Annotated in this window: 14 protein-coding genes; 4 read left to right on the forward strand and 10 right to left on the reverse strand. The window is 40.9% G+C overall.

The features are described from left to right. Positions 1 to 3: 3 nt before the first annotated feature. From ACJ9PY_RS21080 to ACJ9PY_RS21100, 5 genes are all read right to left on the reverse strand, one after another. Complete coding sequence (locus ACJ9PY_RS21080) at positions 4 to 1,794, reverse strand: ribonuclease YeeF family protein (protein WP_411738915.1); 1,791 nt, start codon at positions 1,792 to 1,794, stop codon at positions 4 to 6. Positions 1,795 to 2,073: 279 nt separating this feature from the next. Then, positions 2,074 to 2,901 (reverse strand): MetQ/NlpA family ABC transporter substrate-binding protein, encoded by an 828-nt coding sequence (locus ACJ9PY_RS21085; RefSeq protein ID WP_034309854.1) that lies wholly within the window; start codon positions 2,899 to 2,901, stop codon positions 2,074 to 2,076. Between the two features lie 18 nt (positions 2,902 to 2,919). Next, on the reverse strand, positions 2,920 to 3,582 hold the full coding sequence (locus ACJ9PY_RS21090; protein WP_411738916.1) for a methionine ABC transporter permease: 663 nt from the start codon (positions 3,580 to 3,582) through the stop codon (positions 2,920 to 2,922). After that, entirely contained in the window at positions 3,575 to 4,324 is a 750-nt protein-coding gene (locus ACJ9PY_RS21095; protein WP_411738917.1) for a methionine ABC transporter ATP-binding protein, read from the reverse strand. Before ACJ9PY_RS21095 ends, ACJ9PY_RS21090 begins: the two co-directional genes overlap by 8 nt. Positions 4,325 to 4,545: 221 nt before the next feature. Continuing rightward, on the reverse strand, positions 4,546 to 5,058 hold the full coding sequence (locus ACJ9PY_RS21100; RefSeq protein ID WP_096340110.1) for a helix-turn-helix domain-containing protein: 513 nt from the start codon (positions 5,056 to 5,058) through the stop codon (positions 4,546 to 4,548). A 164-nt stretch (positions 5,059 to 5,222) separates the two neighbouring features. Between ACJ9PY_RS21100 and ACJ9PY_RS21105 the strand changes: the two genes are divergently transcribed. After that, positions 5,223 to 6,521: an MFS transporter gene (locus tag ACJ9PY_RS21105; protein ID WP_258249062.1), complete on the forward strand. Its 1,299-nt coding sequence runs from the start codon at positions 5,223 to 5,225 to the stop codon at positions 6,519 to 6,521. A gap of 34 nt (positions 6,522 to 6,555) precedes the next feature. Next, positions 6,556 to 7,539: an ornithine cyclodeaminase family protein gene (locus ACJ9PY_RS21110; RefSeq protein WP_411738918.1), complete on the forward strand. Its 984-nt coding sequence runs from the start codon at positions 6,556 to 6,558 to the stop codon at positions 7,537 to 7,539. A 660-nt stretch (positions 7,540 to 8,199) separates the two neighbouring features. On the opposite strand, the gene ACJ9PY_RS21115 is transcribed toward ACJ9PY_RS21110, so the two are convergent. Next, positions 8,200 to 8,655 carry an SRPBCC family protein gene (locus tag ACJ9PY_RS21115; protein ID WP_411738919.1) on the reverse strand — a complete coding sequence of 152 codons (456 nt, stop codon included), beginning with the start codon at positions 8,653 to 8,655 and terminating at the stop codon, positions 8,200 to 8,202. A 214-nt stretch (positions 8,656 to 8,869) separates the two neighbouring features. Here ACJ9PY_RS21115 and ACJ9PY_RS21120 point away from each other — a divergent pair, with 214 nt between their 5' ends. Further along, a complete protein-coding gene (locus ACJ9PY_RS21120) occupies positions 8,870 to 10,138 on the forward strand; it encodes an ATP-binding protein (protein ID WP_063575262.1) in 1,269 nt (422 codons plus the stop codon). Between the two features lie 557 nt (positions 10,139 to 10,695). Here ACJ9PY_RS21120 and ACJ9PY_RS21125 read toward each other — a convergent pair. The 4 genes from ACJ9PY_RS21125 to helD form a co-directional block, all read right to left on the reverse strand. Next, the gene (locus tag ACJ9PY_RS21125; protein WP_411738920.1) at positions 10,696 to 13,866 is read right to left on the reverse strand and encodes an ATP-binding cassette domain-containing protein; all 3,171 of its coding nucleotides are present in this window, start codon (positions 13,864 to 13,866) and stop codon (positions 10,696 to 10,698) included. Between the two features lie 262 nt (positions 13,867 to 14,128). Continuing rightward, positions 14,129 to 14,260, reverse strand: a complete 132-nt coding sequence (sspL, locus tag ACJ9PY_RS21130; RefSeq protein ID WP_034304091.1) for a small, acid-soluble spore protein L — start codon at positions 14,258 to 14,260, stop codon at positions 14,129 to 14,131. 35 nt (positions 14,261 to 14,295) lie between these two features. Then, complete coding sequence (locus ACJ9PY_RS21135) at positions 14,296 to 14,511, reverse strand: hypothetical protein (RefSeq protein ID WP_411738922.1); 216 nt, start codon at positions 14,509 to 14,511, stop codon at positions 14,296 to 14,298. A 104-nt stretch (positions 14,512 to 14,615) separates the two neighbouring features. After that, positions 14,616 to 16,955, reverse strand: coding sequence for an RNA polymerase recycling motor HelD (gene helD / locus ACJ9PY_RS21140; RefSeq protein ID WP_411738923.1), 2,340 nt, complete (start codon positions 16,953 to 16,955; stop codon positions 14,616 to 14,618). 410 nt (positions 16,956 to 17,365) lie between these two features. Between helD and ACJ9PY_RS21145 the strand changes: the two genes are divergently transcribed. After that, complete coding sequence (locus ACJ9PY_RS21145; RefSeq protein ID WP_057276990.1) at positions 17,366 to 17,623, forward strand: zinc ribbon domain-containing protein; 258 nt, start codon at positions 17,366 to 17,368, stop codon at positions 17,621 to 17,623. Positions 17,624 to 18,045 lie beyond the last annotated feature (422 nt).

The raw sequence follows: 18,045 nt of genomic DNA on the forward strand, positions 1-18,045 counted from the left end.
AAGCTACCTCCTATTTGGTTTCAATCCACTTGGCAGTGCATCAGAACCACCCTCAAAACGATAATCTGCCCAATTTTGCAGGCGCCTTTTAAACATATCATAGTCTTCAGATGTATCAATTATTTTTAATAGCTCATTATGTGCTTTTGTAGAGCCTTTTCCACCATGTTTTCCGGTTGGATTAACAAACTTCGTTTCACTTATCAGTGTTCTCATTTCTACAATTTGATCGGCAGTTACCCCCCAGTATTTAAATGTATCAGCACGGGAAACCAAGTGCCATTCGTGCAACCCACCAGGGTGGCGCAACCGGTCTTTAATTGACTCTCTTAGCTTAGGGTCTCCCCATACTTTATCAAATTCTTCCATAGTTAAGGAATTAAACCAGTTTTTAAATTGCCCATTTCTTACTGTTGGTACAGAGTCTAGAACTTTACCCGTACTCTTACCACTAACTTCAGACTCCACTTTCGCCATTGAAATTAACTGATCTCTCAACCCAACACCATTAACCACATTATAAGGTACTCCACCTGCCAACGACAGTTGGTTTTTAGGATTGTATGGCAATAGGTTAGGGATAGTGGCCAGTTCTTTTGCCTTTGTTGCACCTTTTACTGCAGCGGCTTTTGTTGTGGCTACCCCAGTCTTCGTTACGGCTCCTGCGCCTTTTGTTCCGACCACAGATGTGACGACTGTTCCGAGGGCATAGGATACCCAATGAGACCTAGAATAGGCATCTCCATTTACCATATCCCGTTCATATGAGTCGGAGATGGATTTGGATATATATTTATAGGTTTTTATCGGGTGCATGATTGAATTTGCCACGCCTTCAACCGTTTCTCCAGGATCTGTGACAAAGTCCCAAACTCCGGTCACGAAGTCTTTACCTACATCATAAAGGCCTACGCCGATTCCTTTTGCAATGTCTGCCGTTTGCTTGGATGCTTCTAGCTGCATGACATATTGCTGCTGGGTGGGCGCTAAGTTTTCATACCCGATCTGCTTGGCGATTTTGAGGAACTCATCTGGATCTGTTACATGATCGAGTTGGGCCTTCAGGTCTTTGATCCGGCGATTCTCCGCTTCTTCTTTCTTAACCTTGAGATATTGCGCGGTTTCTTTTTTCCTTACTTCCAGGTTTTTATAGGCTTCACTATTTTTATAAGCTGCTGCATTAAAATAGAGAGGGGATACTACTCCTCCCCTTGTACTGGATATTTTCAATTGCTCCATGAGTGCTGCCACTGCTGCTTGGTCCGCTTCGGAATTTGCATATTCAGTCGTCCACTTATGATCGATTTCGTTTACTTTGTCTATCGTTTGGGTCCGTTTCGTTTCAGCTTTCTCGATATTTTCAAAGAACGCATCATCGGAAAAAGGCTCTAACTGAATGATATCATCAATTCCAGCCAATATTTTTTTCAAATCATTTTTCTGGGCTGTGACCATTTCCTTGGAATTTCGAGTGGCATTTGTCAGCTCTTCCTCTAAAAAAGGAACAGTAACCACGGTTTCACTAAGGTTCGCTTCGATTGTATCTCCTTGAATTCCACTTAAAAAGGCTACATGCCGATTGATGAGGCGCAGCCAAGAATCCACGACATCGATCTGTGCTTTGTAAAACCCTTTAATGGCCTCTGCACCTTGCCCCTGCAGCTCATCATCCAAATGAACGATACTCTCAAATCCTTTTTTTAATTCCGTGAGCTGTTCTTTCAGGTCCTTATATTGTCCGACACGCGTTTGCATGGCAGAAACTAGTGTTTGAGATTCGTAAATCATCGACATAATGGAAAGTCCTTTCAACTTCTTTTCTTATTCATTTCTATGTAATATTTTTATTCACTGTAAAATTATGGACTAAATATATTTTAGAAGAGTTTCTATATTTATTCAAGAAATGAAGGGACTTTTTATTAAACGGATTTATAGTATAAAGAAGGTAGGATAATAGAATATTTCTTTATGCTTTGTAATTTTCCAGGAGCCGCAAAATTGGCAAAGTTAAACTGAAACGTAAATAAGGGCTATTCCTGTTGAAGGAATAGCCCTTTCTTTGTATCAAAATTAAAAGGCCGGTATGGCCGTTTCACTATATTTCTCTTCTAAAAATTTGCGTACCTCCGGGCTTGTCATGGCCTTGGCCAACTTTTGGACTGGCTCGGAATCCACGTTATCCTTGCGTGCCACTAATGTAATCGCAAAGTCATTTTCAACACCTTCTGTGAGAAGGGCGTCATTTTTTGGTGTCAAACCAAGCGGTGCAGCGTAAGCAGGTGTTATTACGATTGCATCTGCTTCATCATACGTTCTCGCTAGCATTAATAAATCGACTTCTTTAAACTTATAGTTTTTCGGGTTCTCAGTGATATCAGACATTGTATAGTATGGACCCTTTTTTTCCTTTAAAGTGATTACTTTATGCTGTGCCAGCAAGGCCAATGAGCGGTCGATATTCGACACATCATTTGCAATGGCAATAACGGCACCCTCTGGCAATTTATCCATTGAGTCGTATTCTTTGGAATACACACCATAATTGGCAAAATAAATGGGTTTCACTGGTACTAGCTCGGCATTTTTGTTTCGGTTGAATTCCTCCATATATGGAACGTGTTGGAAGAAGTTCACATCCACTTCTTTTGCCGCTAGTGCGGTGTTAGGCTGCACATTATCACTTAATACGACCATTTCCAGGTTAATGCCCTCCTCTGCCAGCTTTGGTTTAACAAGCTCAAGGATTTCCGTCATTGGGGGAATGAGTGAGGCCACTTTCAATGTAACCTCTTCCTTTTCCTGATTCTGCGTATTTTCTTTCTCTTTTACTTCATTCGTCTTTCCACATCCTACTAAAAACAACATAATTGCTGCCATGAGAAAGAGTATTTTTTTCATGATGTTTCCCTCCATTATTTATCTTTTATCAATCATTCTGGCTACAGCTGTTCCAATGAATTGGATAAGCTGTACTAGAATAATCATAATGATAATCATATAAATCATTAGCTCCGTCTTAAACTGCTGGTAGCCATACCTGATGGCAAAGTCGCCGATACCGCCGCCTCCGACCACTCCCATGATCGTTGAATAGGAAATAAAGCTGATGATCGATGTTGTTAGTCCGAGGACAAGCCCTGAACGAGCCTCTACGTAAAGAAATTTAAATATGACATCCTTAACGGAAGCCCCCATCGAAATAGCTGCCTCGATCACACCCTTTGGCACGTCCAATAAAGATTGCTCGACCAATCGCGAATAATGGGCAATGGCGATGATGGCTAATGGAACGCAAGCAGCTGCTGTACCAATGGCTGTACCGATTATGAGTCTTGTAAACGGGATTAAAAAAACAACCAATAATAAAAACGGGAATGAACGGATAATATTCACAAGTAAATTTAAAATCGAGAAAGCCCACGGATTTTCAAGCAAATGACCCTTCCTAGAAAGAAATAGCAAGGTCCCGACAGGCAATCCTATCAAAATAGCAGCTAAAATGGACACACCAACCATCGTAATGGTTTCTCCAATTGACTGCCAAATTTCTGCCTCATATTGAACTATAATCTCAGGCATGACCTCGCCCACCATTCTCTGCTAATTGTTCGATAAAGTATTCTGGACGATTATCCTTTTTTTGAATCCCGGTTGGTTCGATTAAGACCGTGTCATAAATCTCTCCCTCTGCCATGATCGATACACGATTGCATATACTTTTAATGACATCCAGCTCATGACTAACAATGACGATCGTCACACCGAAGCGTTTGTTGATGTTTTGTAGCACGTCTAATATTTCAGCGGTTGTATTTGGATCAAGGGAAGAGGTCGGTTCATCACATAACAACACTTGAGGGTTATTTGCCAATGCCCTTGCAATGGCAACACGCTGCTTTTGTCCCCCGCTTAATTGTGCAGGATATCTCTCCATCTCACCCTCCAATCCGACAAATTGGAGACACTCTACCACACGGCTCCGACGTTCCTTCTTTGGATAATTTGCCAGCTCTAAAGAGGCTGCCACATTGTCATAAACCGTTTTATTTGCCACAAGATTAAAATGCTGAAAGATCATGCCAATCGACTTCCGTGCCCCTCGAAGTGCTTTATTGTTCAATGTTGTCAAGCTTTGGCCGTTTACCTCCACTTCGCCCGCATCTGGGGTCTCCAACAAATTCATTAGCCGCAGCAACGTTGATTTCCCTGCTCCGCTTGCTCCGATTATTCCATGAATTTCACCTTTAGGTATTGTTAAAGTAACAGACTTAATAGCCTGAAATTGTGAAAAATTTTTACTCACTTGATCCAGGTTAATCATAAAATCCCACTTTCTATTTGTTGAAAGGTATGTATAGCGCTCCTCATTAATAGTTTCATCAAAGAAACAGAGCTGATAAATCATTCTATCAACTAATGAGGACCTAATGCAAAGACACAAATTAACAGTTAGAAAGGATAGATGAACAGTGAGGAATCCCTGTTTACATCTATCCTTTTGTACGACATGTTTCGTTAACTGGATATACTTTTATTCAAACGTTATTTCGACGACACAACCAAAAACCGGACATTTTGATCCGAGAAGTTAAACCAGTAATGGGCTTTTCGAGCATCGAACATGAAAGACTGCTGTTCATGGAGTTCCATTCTTTCTCCCTCTATTTCCACTGTTAACTTCCCTTCGATAATGAATAAGAATTCATGTCCGCTATGAGAAAAGGCGCTTCCTTTATTTTCTCCTGGCTTTAAGGTGACAAGAATAGGCGAAAAAACAGCATCACGAATGCCGCTGGATAAATTCTGATAGTGAAATTGTTCATGATTATAATCTGAATTTTCTTGGGAACGGTCCTCAGAAAAAAAGAAACTTGGGCTGACATCCAAAGTATCAGCGATTTTTTTTAATGACTCTAATGTGACGCTTGATTTACCCCGTTCTACTTGTGATAAAAAGCTGATCGAAACGCCTGTTTGTTCAGCAAGGCTCTTTAATGTTAGTTTTCGCTCTTTCCTCAATGATTTCATTTTTTCCCCGATTGAATCAAAAGGCATAGAGATGCCCCCTTTTTTTACATAGTATCTAGCTTCATTATACAGTACAAATTTTGATGAATGTTCCGTCATTAATAAAATAATTGACAGAAAATTATAAATTATTTACAATAAAGGAAATAATAAATTGAAGTGACACTTCAATTTTAATGGGGTGACTCAAGATGGAGAAGAAACAAATGCGGCGAATTTTAATTGCGAGTTTAGTCGGAAGTTCGATTGAGTGGTTTGACTATTTTTTATATGGGACCGTTTCAGCTCTCGTGTTTAACCAGCTATTCTTCGTAAATGAGGATCCGACAATAGGGCTGTTGCTTTCCTATGCATCCTTTGCGTTAGCATTCTTCATCCGCCCCTTTGGCGGAGTGATTTTCAGCCATATTGGCGATCGTATCGGGAGAAAGAAAACCCTTGTTTTAACACTTAGTTTAATGGGTGTCGCAACCTTTGGGATGGGGCTTCTTCCTACGTATCAAGCCGTTGGGATTTGGGCGCCGATTTTATTGATCACGCTGCGCTTAGTACAAGGTCTGGGAATTGGCGGTGAATGGGGAGGAGCGCTTTTATTGGCCGTTGAATATGCTCCCGCTGAGAAACGGGGCTTGTTCGGAGCCATTCCTCAAATGGGTGTTACGATAGGAATGCTGCTTGGTACCGTTGCCCTATCCATTATGACACTGCTGCCTGAAAACGCATTTATGACTTGGGGATGGCGTATCCCATTCATTTTTAGTGCTCTGCTAGTATTTTTTGGCCTATGGATTCGTAAAGGAATTGATGAAACACCGTCTTTCAAAAAAGTGAAGGAATCGGGAGAAGTTCCAAAGCTGCCGATAGTGGAAACTCTTAAGAATTATTGGCGTGAAGTGCTTATCGCCGTCGGAGCCAAAGTGGTAGAAACAGCTCCATTTTATATTTTCAGCACGTTTGTCGTATCATATGCCACTGCAAATCTCGGCTTCTCCCGGACAGCTACATTAACTGCAGTCATGATTGCGACAATTATAACGACGATTTTAATACCAATCATGGGGAATTTATCTGATAAGATTGGCCGCAAAAAGCTGTTTATAGGCGGAACGATTGGGATGGCCCTGTTTGCATTCCCATACTTCTGGTTGCTGCAGCAAAAATCGGTACTGCTATTGATCGTTGCAACAGTGATAGGTTTAGGAGTTATTTGGGCTCCCATCACAGCAGTTCTTGGTACGATGTTCTCGGAAATTTTCGATGCAAAGATCCGTTATACCGGCATCACGCTTGGCTATCAAATCGGAGCAGCTCTGGCAGGAGGAACAGCGCCGCTAGTTGCAACGGCTTTACTTGATAGGTTTAATAACTCCTATGTTCCTGTCGCCCTTTATATTATTTTTGCATCTGTCCTGTCACTAGCAGCGATTTGGGCAGTTAAGGATCGCAGCAATCAGAAATTAGACGAAACACATAATACTAGTGCCATGTAATCTATGGTTCTTTTACTTCAAGGAGGACAATTGAATGTTGGTAATAAGCGAGAAGGAAATTCAACAATCATATGGAATGAAAGACGCAATAGCGGATATAAAGGCCGTATTGCGTGCACATGGTGCTCAACAAATAGATAACCCTCATCGCACAGTGCTTGCTTTCCCTCAACACGAGGCATCGGCCCTTTACATGCCAAGCGCTGATTTATCTGAAGAGGTTTCGGCAGTCAAAGTCGTTACGATTTTTCCAAAGAATCCTTCAAGGAGGATGGCAACCACACAAGGAGTCATCTTGCTGTCAGATGCAGAAAATGGCGAACACCTAGCATTGTTGAATGCCTCCTATTTAACACGTCTCAGAACAGGGGCATTGAGCGGCATTGCCACAGACTTTCTTGCTCGTAAAGACGCCCGGGTTCTCACGATCATCGGAACAGGAGCTATGGGATTTGAACAAGCAATCGGGGTGTTGGCCGTAAGGGACATTGAGCGTATTTTATTAGTAAATCGCACACCAGAGAAAGCGCAGAAATTCAGTGAAAAGCTGCGGACATTCGGAGTAACCGTTCCTATTGATGTTTGCGAAGATGTTTCAGCAGCTGTTCGTCAAGCAGATATCATTTGCTGTGCAACCCGCTCGAACGAGCCAGTATTTAATGGGCAGGATGTAAAGCCGGGCACACACATTAACGGGGTCGGGTCTTACTTACCGGATATGAAAGAAGTGGATAATACCACCGTTTCACGCGCTGCTAAAATTATCGTCGACGATTTGGCGGGTGTGAAGGCTGAAGCAGGAGAACTCATTTCTGCAGCCAATCAGGGAAATTGGTCGTTTAATGATATACACGGGGAGCTTTATGAACTTGTCATGCGGACCAAAACAGGCAGGGAAAATGAAGAGGAAATTACCTTCTTTAAATCAGTCGGTGCCGCTTACTTTGACCTCGCTGTGGCAAAAGGTGTTTACAGCCAATCGAAAGAACGGAACATCGGGATGGAGATTGAGGTATAACAGAAGTCCATACATTTTTCTAACGCTGAATGCAATAACAACCCGAAAAAAGCTACGTTCAAGCTTGCAGTAACATTTCATCTTTAAATAAAGAGACCCTTCTTTCGGAAGGGCCTTTTGAATAATCCATATCTTTCACAAGCGATCAAGCCTTTATCACGGTCGCTTTTTTTATTGGCATCATATAGTGCCATGTGGCTTGTATTTCAGTTTGAATCCACCTTGAAAAAAGGTGGATTATTTTTGATTTGTGTTGCTGTGTCGACTTAGTTTTCACGCAGAGTTGATTGGAGCGGGTGTGCGAGACTCCTGCGGGAATACGCGTCCAAGGGAGACCCCGCAGGCGCAAAGCGCCGAGGGCGGACCGCCCGCGGAAAGCGAGTGCCTGCAGTGGAAATCTAATATTTACATACCTCAAAAGACTGTAGACAAAAGGGGTTCTATCAAAAGTTTAAAACAAGTTGATTGAAACGGAAGGTACGAGACTCCTGCGGGAATACGTGTCCAAGGGAGACCCCGCAGGCGCAAAGCGCCGAGGAGGCTCCCGGACCGCCCGCGGAAAGCGAGTGCCTGCAGTGGAATGAAACGATCAAAGCACACCCTCCAACATAGGCAAGTTGTATGCCCCCTATAATACGGAAGATTGACTTAATTAATTCATTAACTACTTGTTTCTGCTTCAGCTACCTTTTTGACACGATCTAAAAATTCCACGACCACTTTATCGGTGGCAAATACTAAAAGTAATTTCAAAAACCACTTTAACGGGCGACTGGTGACTGTATATGTAAAGGAAGTTCTATTGTCATTGATTTTATTTAGTTCATAAAAAGCTGTAATTTCAAACATTTTAGCAAGTATGAAGCCTACTTTTAGCTTTTTCTCATTAGTTTCATTCAAATATTCCAATGTTTCTATATCATACTCTTCTGTTCGTTTTCCTTCTCGATATTTTTGGCGATATACACTTCCAACCACTTCTTCCGTTATTTTAACCGGCTTTTGTTCAACTACTTGAGGCATGATTTTTTGCAAATTTTCTACAGAACCATCAAGAAACTTCCATACCTGTTCAATTGGGGCATTTATTTCTATTTCTTTTGTCCATTTTTTCAATGAAAATCACCTCTGCCTCTATTATATTTCCTTTATTATGTAATAACCAAATTCGAACGGATGAATCGTTAAATAATTCTAATTAAATAGATACATTAACCAACTTTTTTTTGAATTTAAATGTCATTCTGTAAATAAATTACTTATTAAGATTCTCTTTTTTGGTGTTATTCTTGTATAATAAACCAAACGGTTACTTTTTCAGGAGAATCCTATGAATTTTATTTATATTAATCAAAACATATTAGATAATCTTTTTTATATCTTAGTAAGCATTTTGATTTATTACATTTTATTAGATCATGGCAAAAGGTTAAGTCAGTATGGCAAGACCCTTATTACTGCATGCATGAGCATTCCTATTATTTTATGTATGAAGTTTCCTATTTATATCGATGAATATTGTGTCCATGATCTCAGGCAAATCCCTTTTATAATAGGGACCCTTTATGGTGGTTGGCCTGTAGGGGCTGCACTGTTAGTCATCATATTAACTTTTAGGTTTGCTTTTTATGGTTTCAATTTACTTACGTTAACTGTATATATCGTAATCTTTATTATAACGGCTTTATTTTCTTCCAAATTCAAAAATTTCAATCGAAAAAATAAGCTTAATAGCTCGATACTATTAATTTTGTTTCTTGGAATACTAACGAGCTTCATTTCAATCGTTATGTCTGATTATTTTCGAATAACGGAGGCGTATGTATTTTACTTTATTATCCTCCCTCCTTTCATTATCGTTTTGGCTTTATATATCATAGAAATTTTAAAAGATGCCATTATAATCCGGACACAAATGGTAAGGCTTGAAAAAATGGAGGTAGTCAGTCAGCTTGCAGCCAGCATTTCACATGAAGTTAGAAATCCTTTAACGGTTGTGAAAGGATTTGTTCAACTGCTAAAGGCTCCTGATCTGACTCAGGAAGTAAGAGAACAATATATACAACATGTAGTTAGAGAGCTTAATAGTGCAGAATCCATTATCAGTGAATACTTAGCATTTGCAAAACCTGCACTTGAGAAAGTGGAAAATATTTTAATTAACCGTGAAATAGGATATGTAATTGAAATGATCAAACCATTGGCTAACATGAATTTAGTTACTATATCTAATCAGTTGGCTCCAGGCATCACCCGGGGGAATATTCAACATTTCAAGCAATGCTTCCTAAACCTCATCAAGAATGGTATAGAGGCAATGCCAAACGGCGGGGAACTTAATATTGTTTCTTATGTAAATAATTTCGATATCATTATCGAAATCAGTGACAATGGAGTGGGAATGAACAAGGAACAAATAAATCGTTTTGGTGAGCCTTATTACAGTTCCAAAGAAAAAGGGACTGGGTTGGGATCTATGGTGGCTGTCAAGACCATCCAAACGATGAATGGTACACTTCATTTAACTAGCGCTTTGAATAAGGGAACAACGATTTCAATAACACTTCCCGTTTATCAAGAAGATCATTCTGCAAAATAATAAAAAAGTCCGCCGTAAATGGCGGACTTTTAGTTTGTATAAGGTTTTTAAAATTTGATTGTTGATTTCCACTCCAGGCACTCGCTTTCCGCGGGCGGTCGGGGGAGCCTCCTCGGCTTTCGCCTGCGGGGTCTCCCCTAGACGCGCTTTTCCCGCAGGAGTCTCGTACCTTCCGTTCCAATCAACTCCGTTTTGAAATTTAGATAAAACCCCTTCCGTCTACAGTTTTATGAGGGTTTATAAAACATGGAACGCCGATCTCCCTCCAGGCACTTGCTTTCCGGGGCGGTTCGCCCTCGGCGCTTTTGCACCTGCGGGATCTCCCTTGGACACGCTTTTCCCGCAGGAGTTTCGCACACCCACTCCTATCAACTTTGTTTTAAATCACTTTTCGTCGACTGTCTGCACTGTCTTGGGCCATTGACGCAGTTTATCGTCCTGAACCACATAGTATTCGACCGCTCACGAATTTTTTTCGACCTTCACCTCACTATTCGGATTCTAAACCCCTTAAGTCCCCAAAATAAAAGTCCGCCATTTTCGGCGGACTTTTTACTTTATTTTTTCTGGTCAAGGCATTGATAAACCGCCATCATGTCTCGTTTGTTCAATTCACGTATCCGGGCGAAAATGGGGATATCGGCCACGGCCTCGGTACGTTCACTTTCGGCCACGACATCCTTCACTTTCCCTGTCAGCCAGGTCTGGACGTCGATGCTTTCGACGATTTCTTTGCGCCCTTCATCATCGATGCCACTGGCATGACAGCTCACACAAGGGATCGTTAATTTATACACACCGTCATGGATGTTGTCTTCTGAAATGACTTTCTTGCCATTACAGAATGGGCATTTATGACTTGCTTTAATTTTATTGATTTGGGTAACGATTTTTTTGTAGCCGAATGCTTCATAGACATAGGTTAGTTTTTTGTATTTGCCATTGGTGAAGTATTTATCAATAATGGTTTCTCTTGTTTCGTTAATATTGGCAAAGTCACAGATGGTAATCTGATTTTTGCTGCTGATTGCTTCGATATTGCCTTTGATGCTGTCCCAGAATGGTTGGGTATTTTGTAAAACCACTTCATAGCCGACAAAGCTTGCTAGTTCGAGTTCGAGCATTTTCAACGCGGCTTTTGTTTCACGTGGAAGGAATGAGACATCATCAGTGAGTGCGATATCGCCGCCCACAATCGCTTTTAGTTTTTCCAGTTCCGGCAGCTTTTCTACAATTTTGATGACTTGATCAATTGGCTGTTGGATGATCTCGCGAATGTCCGTATCACCAAACATCAGCTTTTTATGATGTTTGAGAACCGTTCCTTGACAGACTGGACAGTCGATCATCTCTTTTGTTTCTTTCATCTGCTCTTTAATGATTGATTTCGATACGAAGATATAACGCCCAATGATGAAATTGAACCCTTCCCAAATTCGCGATGCCTTGCCTGCTTTATCGTAAAAGGACTTTTCCCAATACCCATATAAGAAGGTATGCTTTTCGGCATCTGTCATCTCATTATAGCTTTTACTAATGTCGTGACCTAGTTCATTCTTGATCTCATCAAACAGGAATTGCAGTTTGGAATGCTGATAATATTTTAATACTTCCATCACGTCCGGATGTAATAAACCATCCCAGAATGGCACGTTTTTGTCTTGTATGACTACATCGAAATCGAATTTTTCAATGAACCGGCGTCCCGAACAGCTTGGACAATGATTTTCTGCAGAATAGAAATCGAAGCTTCTTGTATCCTTATTGGTCGGATGTGCAGCCACTATATGGTTGATCATTCCGCCCAATTCATAAAGAAACGTATATTGACTGTACAAGTGCCGTTCAAGATCAATGGCGATCACAGGTGCAATCGTATCGGACTCGTACTCCCCATAAATCACGCGAGCGATTGGTGATAGGCTTTTTAAAATGCCGCCCTTATAAACGTTCTCTGCGTTTTTGAAATAGTCCAGATGATTTTCCTGTAAATAATCGATACCAGTTTTTGACCGGATCGTCGAAGAGATATGCAAACGCTCCACCCGTTCGTCACTGTTTTTGTGACTGTAATAATCATCATGACTGACAACGTCAAGATGCTGGACAGGTGTTAGCTGTCTTTTGCCAAAATCCACGATATAATCCGAGCTTTCCAGCATATAGGCATTATGTTCAATCATGATGATGGAGACGGATTCATCCTCCAAAATGACCCTGACACTGTCAATGAATTGGTTTAAAATATTTTGCGATAACCCTTTTGAAGGCTCGTCAAAAATGAACAGCGTGTGCGGGTTCCTTGTCTTCGCAAACAGCTCGGAAACTAAGTGGACACATTGAAATTCACCCGTCGATAGTGTTTGTGTTTTTCTCTCTAACGTCAAATAACCAAGCCCAAGTTTGATCAATAAGCTCAAACGTTTATGTGCGATGTCTTCTTTTGGGAGTTCATCGATGATATCTTCGATCGAACGCTGAAAAATATCATCAATTTCATCACTGTATTTGGTTAGCTTCTTTTTAATATCAAGAAACGTCGCAACGGTCGACCGGCTGGTGATCGATTTATTTCGGTCCTGCCCGACCATGACCAGCTTATCCTTTGGATACCGCTTCTGAAAATCTTTGGAGATGCATTCATTGACTAGTGTAGATTTACCGCAGCCGGACTCACCCGTAAAGGTAACGAGTCTATTCTTGGGAATCCGGATTTCTTCCATTTGAATATTACGGCAGTAAAGATCCTGAAATTGATAGTATTCCGTTGGCGCTGCTTCATTTCGCTTCCAGCTGATTGGTTTGGGCCGCGGTGATTCCTCAACGATTTTCCCGCCATATTTTCCGCTGCCGGGTCCAAAGAACAATTGATCATCCGTGCTATCCAACACTGTGTCGGAGTGATCAATGAGCCAAATTTGATTTTTATAACCTAATTGCTTAATCTGCTCCAAAATTTTCAAAAGGGTTTGATGATCAAGACCGACGGAGATTTCATCGATGATGATCACGGTATTTTCACTTGTTGCCATGAATTCGGCCAAATAAAGCCGGGTTAATTCCCCTCCTGACACTGTCCCCATAATACGGTTCAAGCCTAAATAACCAATATTCATATTGATAATATTTTGGAGAATATGCTGTTTAGCTTCACTTATATGTAAGGTCTCTGCGAGTGAAAGGATCATTTCGATGCTTAAGTTGTTGATATCGGATATAGTATGCGGGCGGTCTAATAATTCAATGGTATATTGCTCGACTTCTTGATTGTAGCGCTTCCCCTCACACTTTGGACATTCGACGTTTTTCGTCGTACCGCGTCCTTTACAAGTGGGGCACCAGCCTAAGGCATTATTAAATGAAAAAACTTCCGGAGAAAGATTGAATTTTTCTGCAAGACAAACACGTATCTCTTTAAACACACCAGTATGTGTGCCAATGGTCGAACGGGGATTAGCTGAAATGGATGATTTGCCGAGAAAAAGGACCAGAGGCATTTCCTCCATCTTGATGGCACTGAAGTTGGTTTCCATAATATTAGGGAATAAATACTGATATTCAGACTTCGGCAATAAGGAAACGAGACGCTTCTTGGATTCTTCGCCAATGGTTTGACAAAAAGTCGTCTTCCCGGAACCTGATAAACCAGCAATTCCTAATGATTGGTCGTCTGGCAGTGACGAATCTAAATGGCTTATATTGTTCGCTATTAATCGATTTATTTTCATTTGTAACTCCTCTCATTTTTTTAAGCTCAGTCTTTCATATTAGCACAGCGGTATATGTATTTGGTATTTTTTTAACGGTAACCCCATCCTTTTATTCTTTCACATCCCGCTGCTTCAAGGACGTATGATTCATCGACAAAAAACGAGGAGCAAGGATTAGATTTTTAAGATGATTAAAACCTTCTTTTAGATTATAAAAGCCCCTCTCGACTAAGAGAAGGGCTTTCCTTATAAAATATGACCGCATTTTTATCCAATACGTTTATTTTGTATTGGACTTTTTTGCCTTGTTTTCAAGATCGCTTTTAGGCTCGGTGGAGAATTCCACATCTTTTCCATGTCCCTGCGGGTTAACACTTGGTGCGATGCGACCTCTTCCTGTCTTTTTACTCATTTCTTTCACCTCCAAGTATATGATGTTGGACGGATTTACTTTACATTACGGGTGTAATTAAATGTGTCTTTGTTATGAGGAACATCAGGATCTTTTTTCCCGGCAGGCTGTACGGCTCTTCCTGTATTTCCGCTATAGCCTTCTTCCACGGGCCCTGGATAATGATAATGGCCATCATTAACTGTTTGAGTCGTTGATTCACCAGTCACCTGGCTTCCTCCCGTTTCCACCTGTTCTTTCTCGTTAGTCAATCCATCTCCTCCTTTTCTAAAGCTTTTCTTTTATAGTATTTCGATAAAAGAGCAATAAAATGAAAGGAGAAAAAAGGAAGCACTAATAATGACTCCATTCTTTGTTATTTGGAGGTCAGAAGTGAACTCTCCGCTGCACTGTTTTTCAAGAAGGGACTGGGTTCGCCAACCGTATAAATTTTCAAGTCATGCATAGCCCTGGTGCATGCGGTGTAGAACAATCTACGCAGGCTCTCATCACCATATGTTTGCATGGATGCATCATAAATGATGACTGCATCGAATTCGATGCCTTTGGCTAAATAAGCCGGTATAACTACTACACCCTGTTCATATTCATTTGTGCCTTTCTGTACGAGTTTAATTTCACCGTGGGCATTAAGGGCATCGTATGCGGCGGCACTTTCGGCAGCAGATTTACAGATTATTGCGATTGTATTGTACTCACGGCTTTGAAAGTCTTTGACTTTAGACATAATCTTACAGTGCAATTCATCACGGCTGGACACTTGAGTGAGTACCGGCTTCTCGCCTTCACGATTGAATGCCTTAATTCGATGGCCTTCTGGAATTAGTTCACGTGTGAATTCTATAATCTGCTTTGTGGATCTGTAGCTTTGATCTAAGGTAATGCTCTCGGTTTCACTTATCCCGTATAAACTGGTAAGAGTCTGGAAATCCACCCGTTCGCTGGCATGAGCGAATATTGCCTGGTTAAAGTCACCGAGCACGGTCACCCTGGCATTAGGAAACAATCGTTTCAAGAACTCGAATTGAAATGGAGAATAATCCTGTGCTTCGTCTACAAGCACATATTTTATAGAAGTATTCGACTGGAATCCTTGAATTAACTCTTTCAGCAGCAAAAATGGAGTCGCGTCTTCATAATACAGTTTACCTTCGTCCAGCATTTTTTGGGTTGATAAGCAAATTTCCCTTTCGGCAGGTGTTTCACCCTCATTCCACAGTTCGATCCGTATTTGTTCGTCAAAAAGTTGCTTGTATATGCCCTTAATATTGATAAAATGAAGTGCTTTTATCCGTTTGCGTAACGTCTTCAATTTCTTTCGAACAATCATACGCGCAAGCATTTTATTTTCTATCTCATAATCGTCAAAGGAATCTTCATCATGGCCGCGTTTTTTCTCTAAATAGGTGTATACCTTTTGGTAGTCTTCTTTGCTAAGATACTCAATTTCCTCCTCGACCCAAGGTTGTTTCAACTCAAACTTTTCCCTTTCATCAAGTAGCTCACATAACCACTCTTTCAGCTTTTCAATCCTATTGTGAAATTTTAATGTGGTGTCTGTGTTATAAAATCTTTCCGAAATTTGTTTGGCGGAGACGAGCGTTTCCCCTCGGAACTTCACCCCTCTAAAGATCATTCCGGATTGCTCCAGTGATTGTCTATAGGTCTTGATGATTTCAAAGAAGCGAATGGATGCCTTAAATTGGATACTCACTGTCCTGGTGCTATAGGAAGGATCATCCGCTGCAGTAAGCAAATATTCCAGTTGCTCATAAGGATCCTCAACTTGAAACGAGTCAGTCAGACGATGATCCAGATATTCCTGGAATGTTACCTGCTGCATATTCTCTTCGCCAAGTTCGGGCAACACATTGGATACGTAGTTATTAAACATGGAGTTAGGAGAGAATAAAATGATTTGATCGGCTTTCAGCCTTTCACGGTTCTTGTAGAGCAAGTAAGCAATCCGTTGAAGGGCAGCTGATGTCTTCCCGCTGCCAGCTGCACCTTGAACAATGAGCAGACGTCCGCGATCGTTCCGGATGATCCTATTTTGCTCACGTTGAATGGTGGACACGATACTGTGCATATGCTTATCCGTTCCCTTGCCCAGTACCTGCTGCAGGATCTCATCCCCAATGGTGAGACTCGTATCGAACATTGATTCGATAACGCCGCCCTTGATGGTGTATTGCCACTTGTTCTCCAGCATCCCCCGAATTACGCCTCCGGGAGTGGAGTATTCTACAGGACCGGGAGGATAGTCATAATAAACACTCGAAACCGGGGCCCTCCAATCGTAGATAATGAAGTTTTCTCCTGTTGCATCAGTAAGAGTTGAAGTCCCAATATAAATTTGTTCCGTAAGGGGAGACCCTTCTTCAGTGATATCAATCCGGCCGAAGTAAGGCACTTCCTGCATGCGGCGTAGTGTTGACAGCCTCTTGAAGGCATATCTATGTGCGCCTTCGCTTTGTGACAAGTCTTGGGCCTGCTGCCTTAAGCCAATGATGGTCTCGAGGTAATCATCGAAAGTATCGATATTAACCTTGAGGTCATCCCAAAAGTGTTTACGGATATTAACAACTTCTTTTTTACGCTTTGAAGTTTCTCCTTCTATTTTGCTGATTTGTTTCGTGATTGTTTCTATCACCTCATTCAAACGTTCTTGCTCCTGCCGAATTTCATTGTTCATAACGGACACTCCTTTAAAAAATGAGAAATTAGGGGTTGACTAGAGGTGAGTTTTACCTTATACTTATAGTAAGGGGTAAACTGTTTAGTGTTTATTTAAATGTGTTTCTATACTAATTTATCATAAATTCCGAATGATATCAATGTATTTTGCACAACAGTTGCCATAATGAATCGTCATTTTAAACTTTAATTTAACATGTAAAGCCAGTAACCAGTTGAGCAATAGCTTGGCTGGTTATTTTTATGATTATTGAAGGCCTAAAGCTTCGCCAGTCTCGCCTTTCATAAGAACGGCAACACCCACATCAACGTTTGATTCGTTTCGATGAGATGTGATTCATATTGTCTTGACTTAACTTTGTTTGTTAGATAATGTTTAGGATAAAACTTTTTGTAGGAGAAATTATCATGAAAAATTATAAAGCATGTCAGAGTTGTGGAATGCCGCTATCTAAAGATGAATTAGGTGGTGGAACTGAAAAAGATGGTAGGATAAGTACTAAATATTGCAGTCATTGTTATATAAATGGTGAATTCACTCAAAACATTACTGCGATAGAAATGCAAAAAGTTGTTCAAAATCATATGATGGAAAATATGAATATGCCTAAATTTATTGCTAAGTTTTTCACTAGAGGCATCCCAAAGTTAGAGCGATGGAATTAATCAACGAATAGAAAACGAATGAACTTCTTTATCCTTTTTCTATAGATTTGAAACAATACTGTTTATAGAAAAGGCTGTTTTCACATACTTTGTTGCTATTTACCAGGTAGTGGGTTGTGGTTGATTTCCCCTCAAGATGCTCGCTTTCCGCGGGGCGGGCGGTGAGCCTCCTCGGCGTAAACGCCTGTGGGGTCTCACCTCTCCCGCTGCTCCCGCAGGAGTCTCGCACTTCCGCTCCAATCAACCTTAAATAGTTTCGTTTAAAAACAACAATCTTTACGAAAAGAGCCATAAAAAAATACGGAGGAAATAGCGATAAAGACAAATCCATATAAACGGATTTGCCTTTATGCTTCTTCCAACGAAAAATAAGAAAATGTTTTTGGGAATTTTCAATCTATTCCGCTTGTGTTACTGGTTTA

The organism is Peribacillus sp. S4 (genome assembly GCF_046715815.1).
GTDB lineage: Bacteria > Bacillota > Bacilli > Bacillales > DSM-1321 > Peribacillus > Peribacillus frigoritolerans.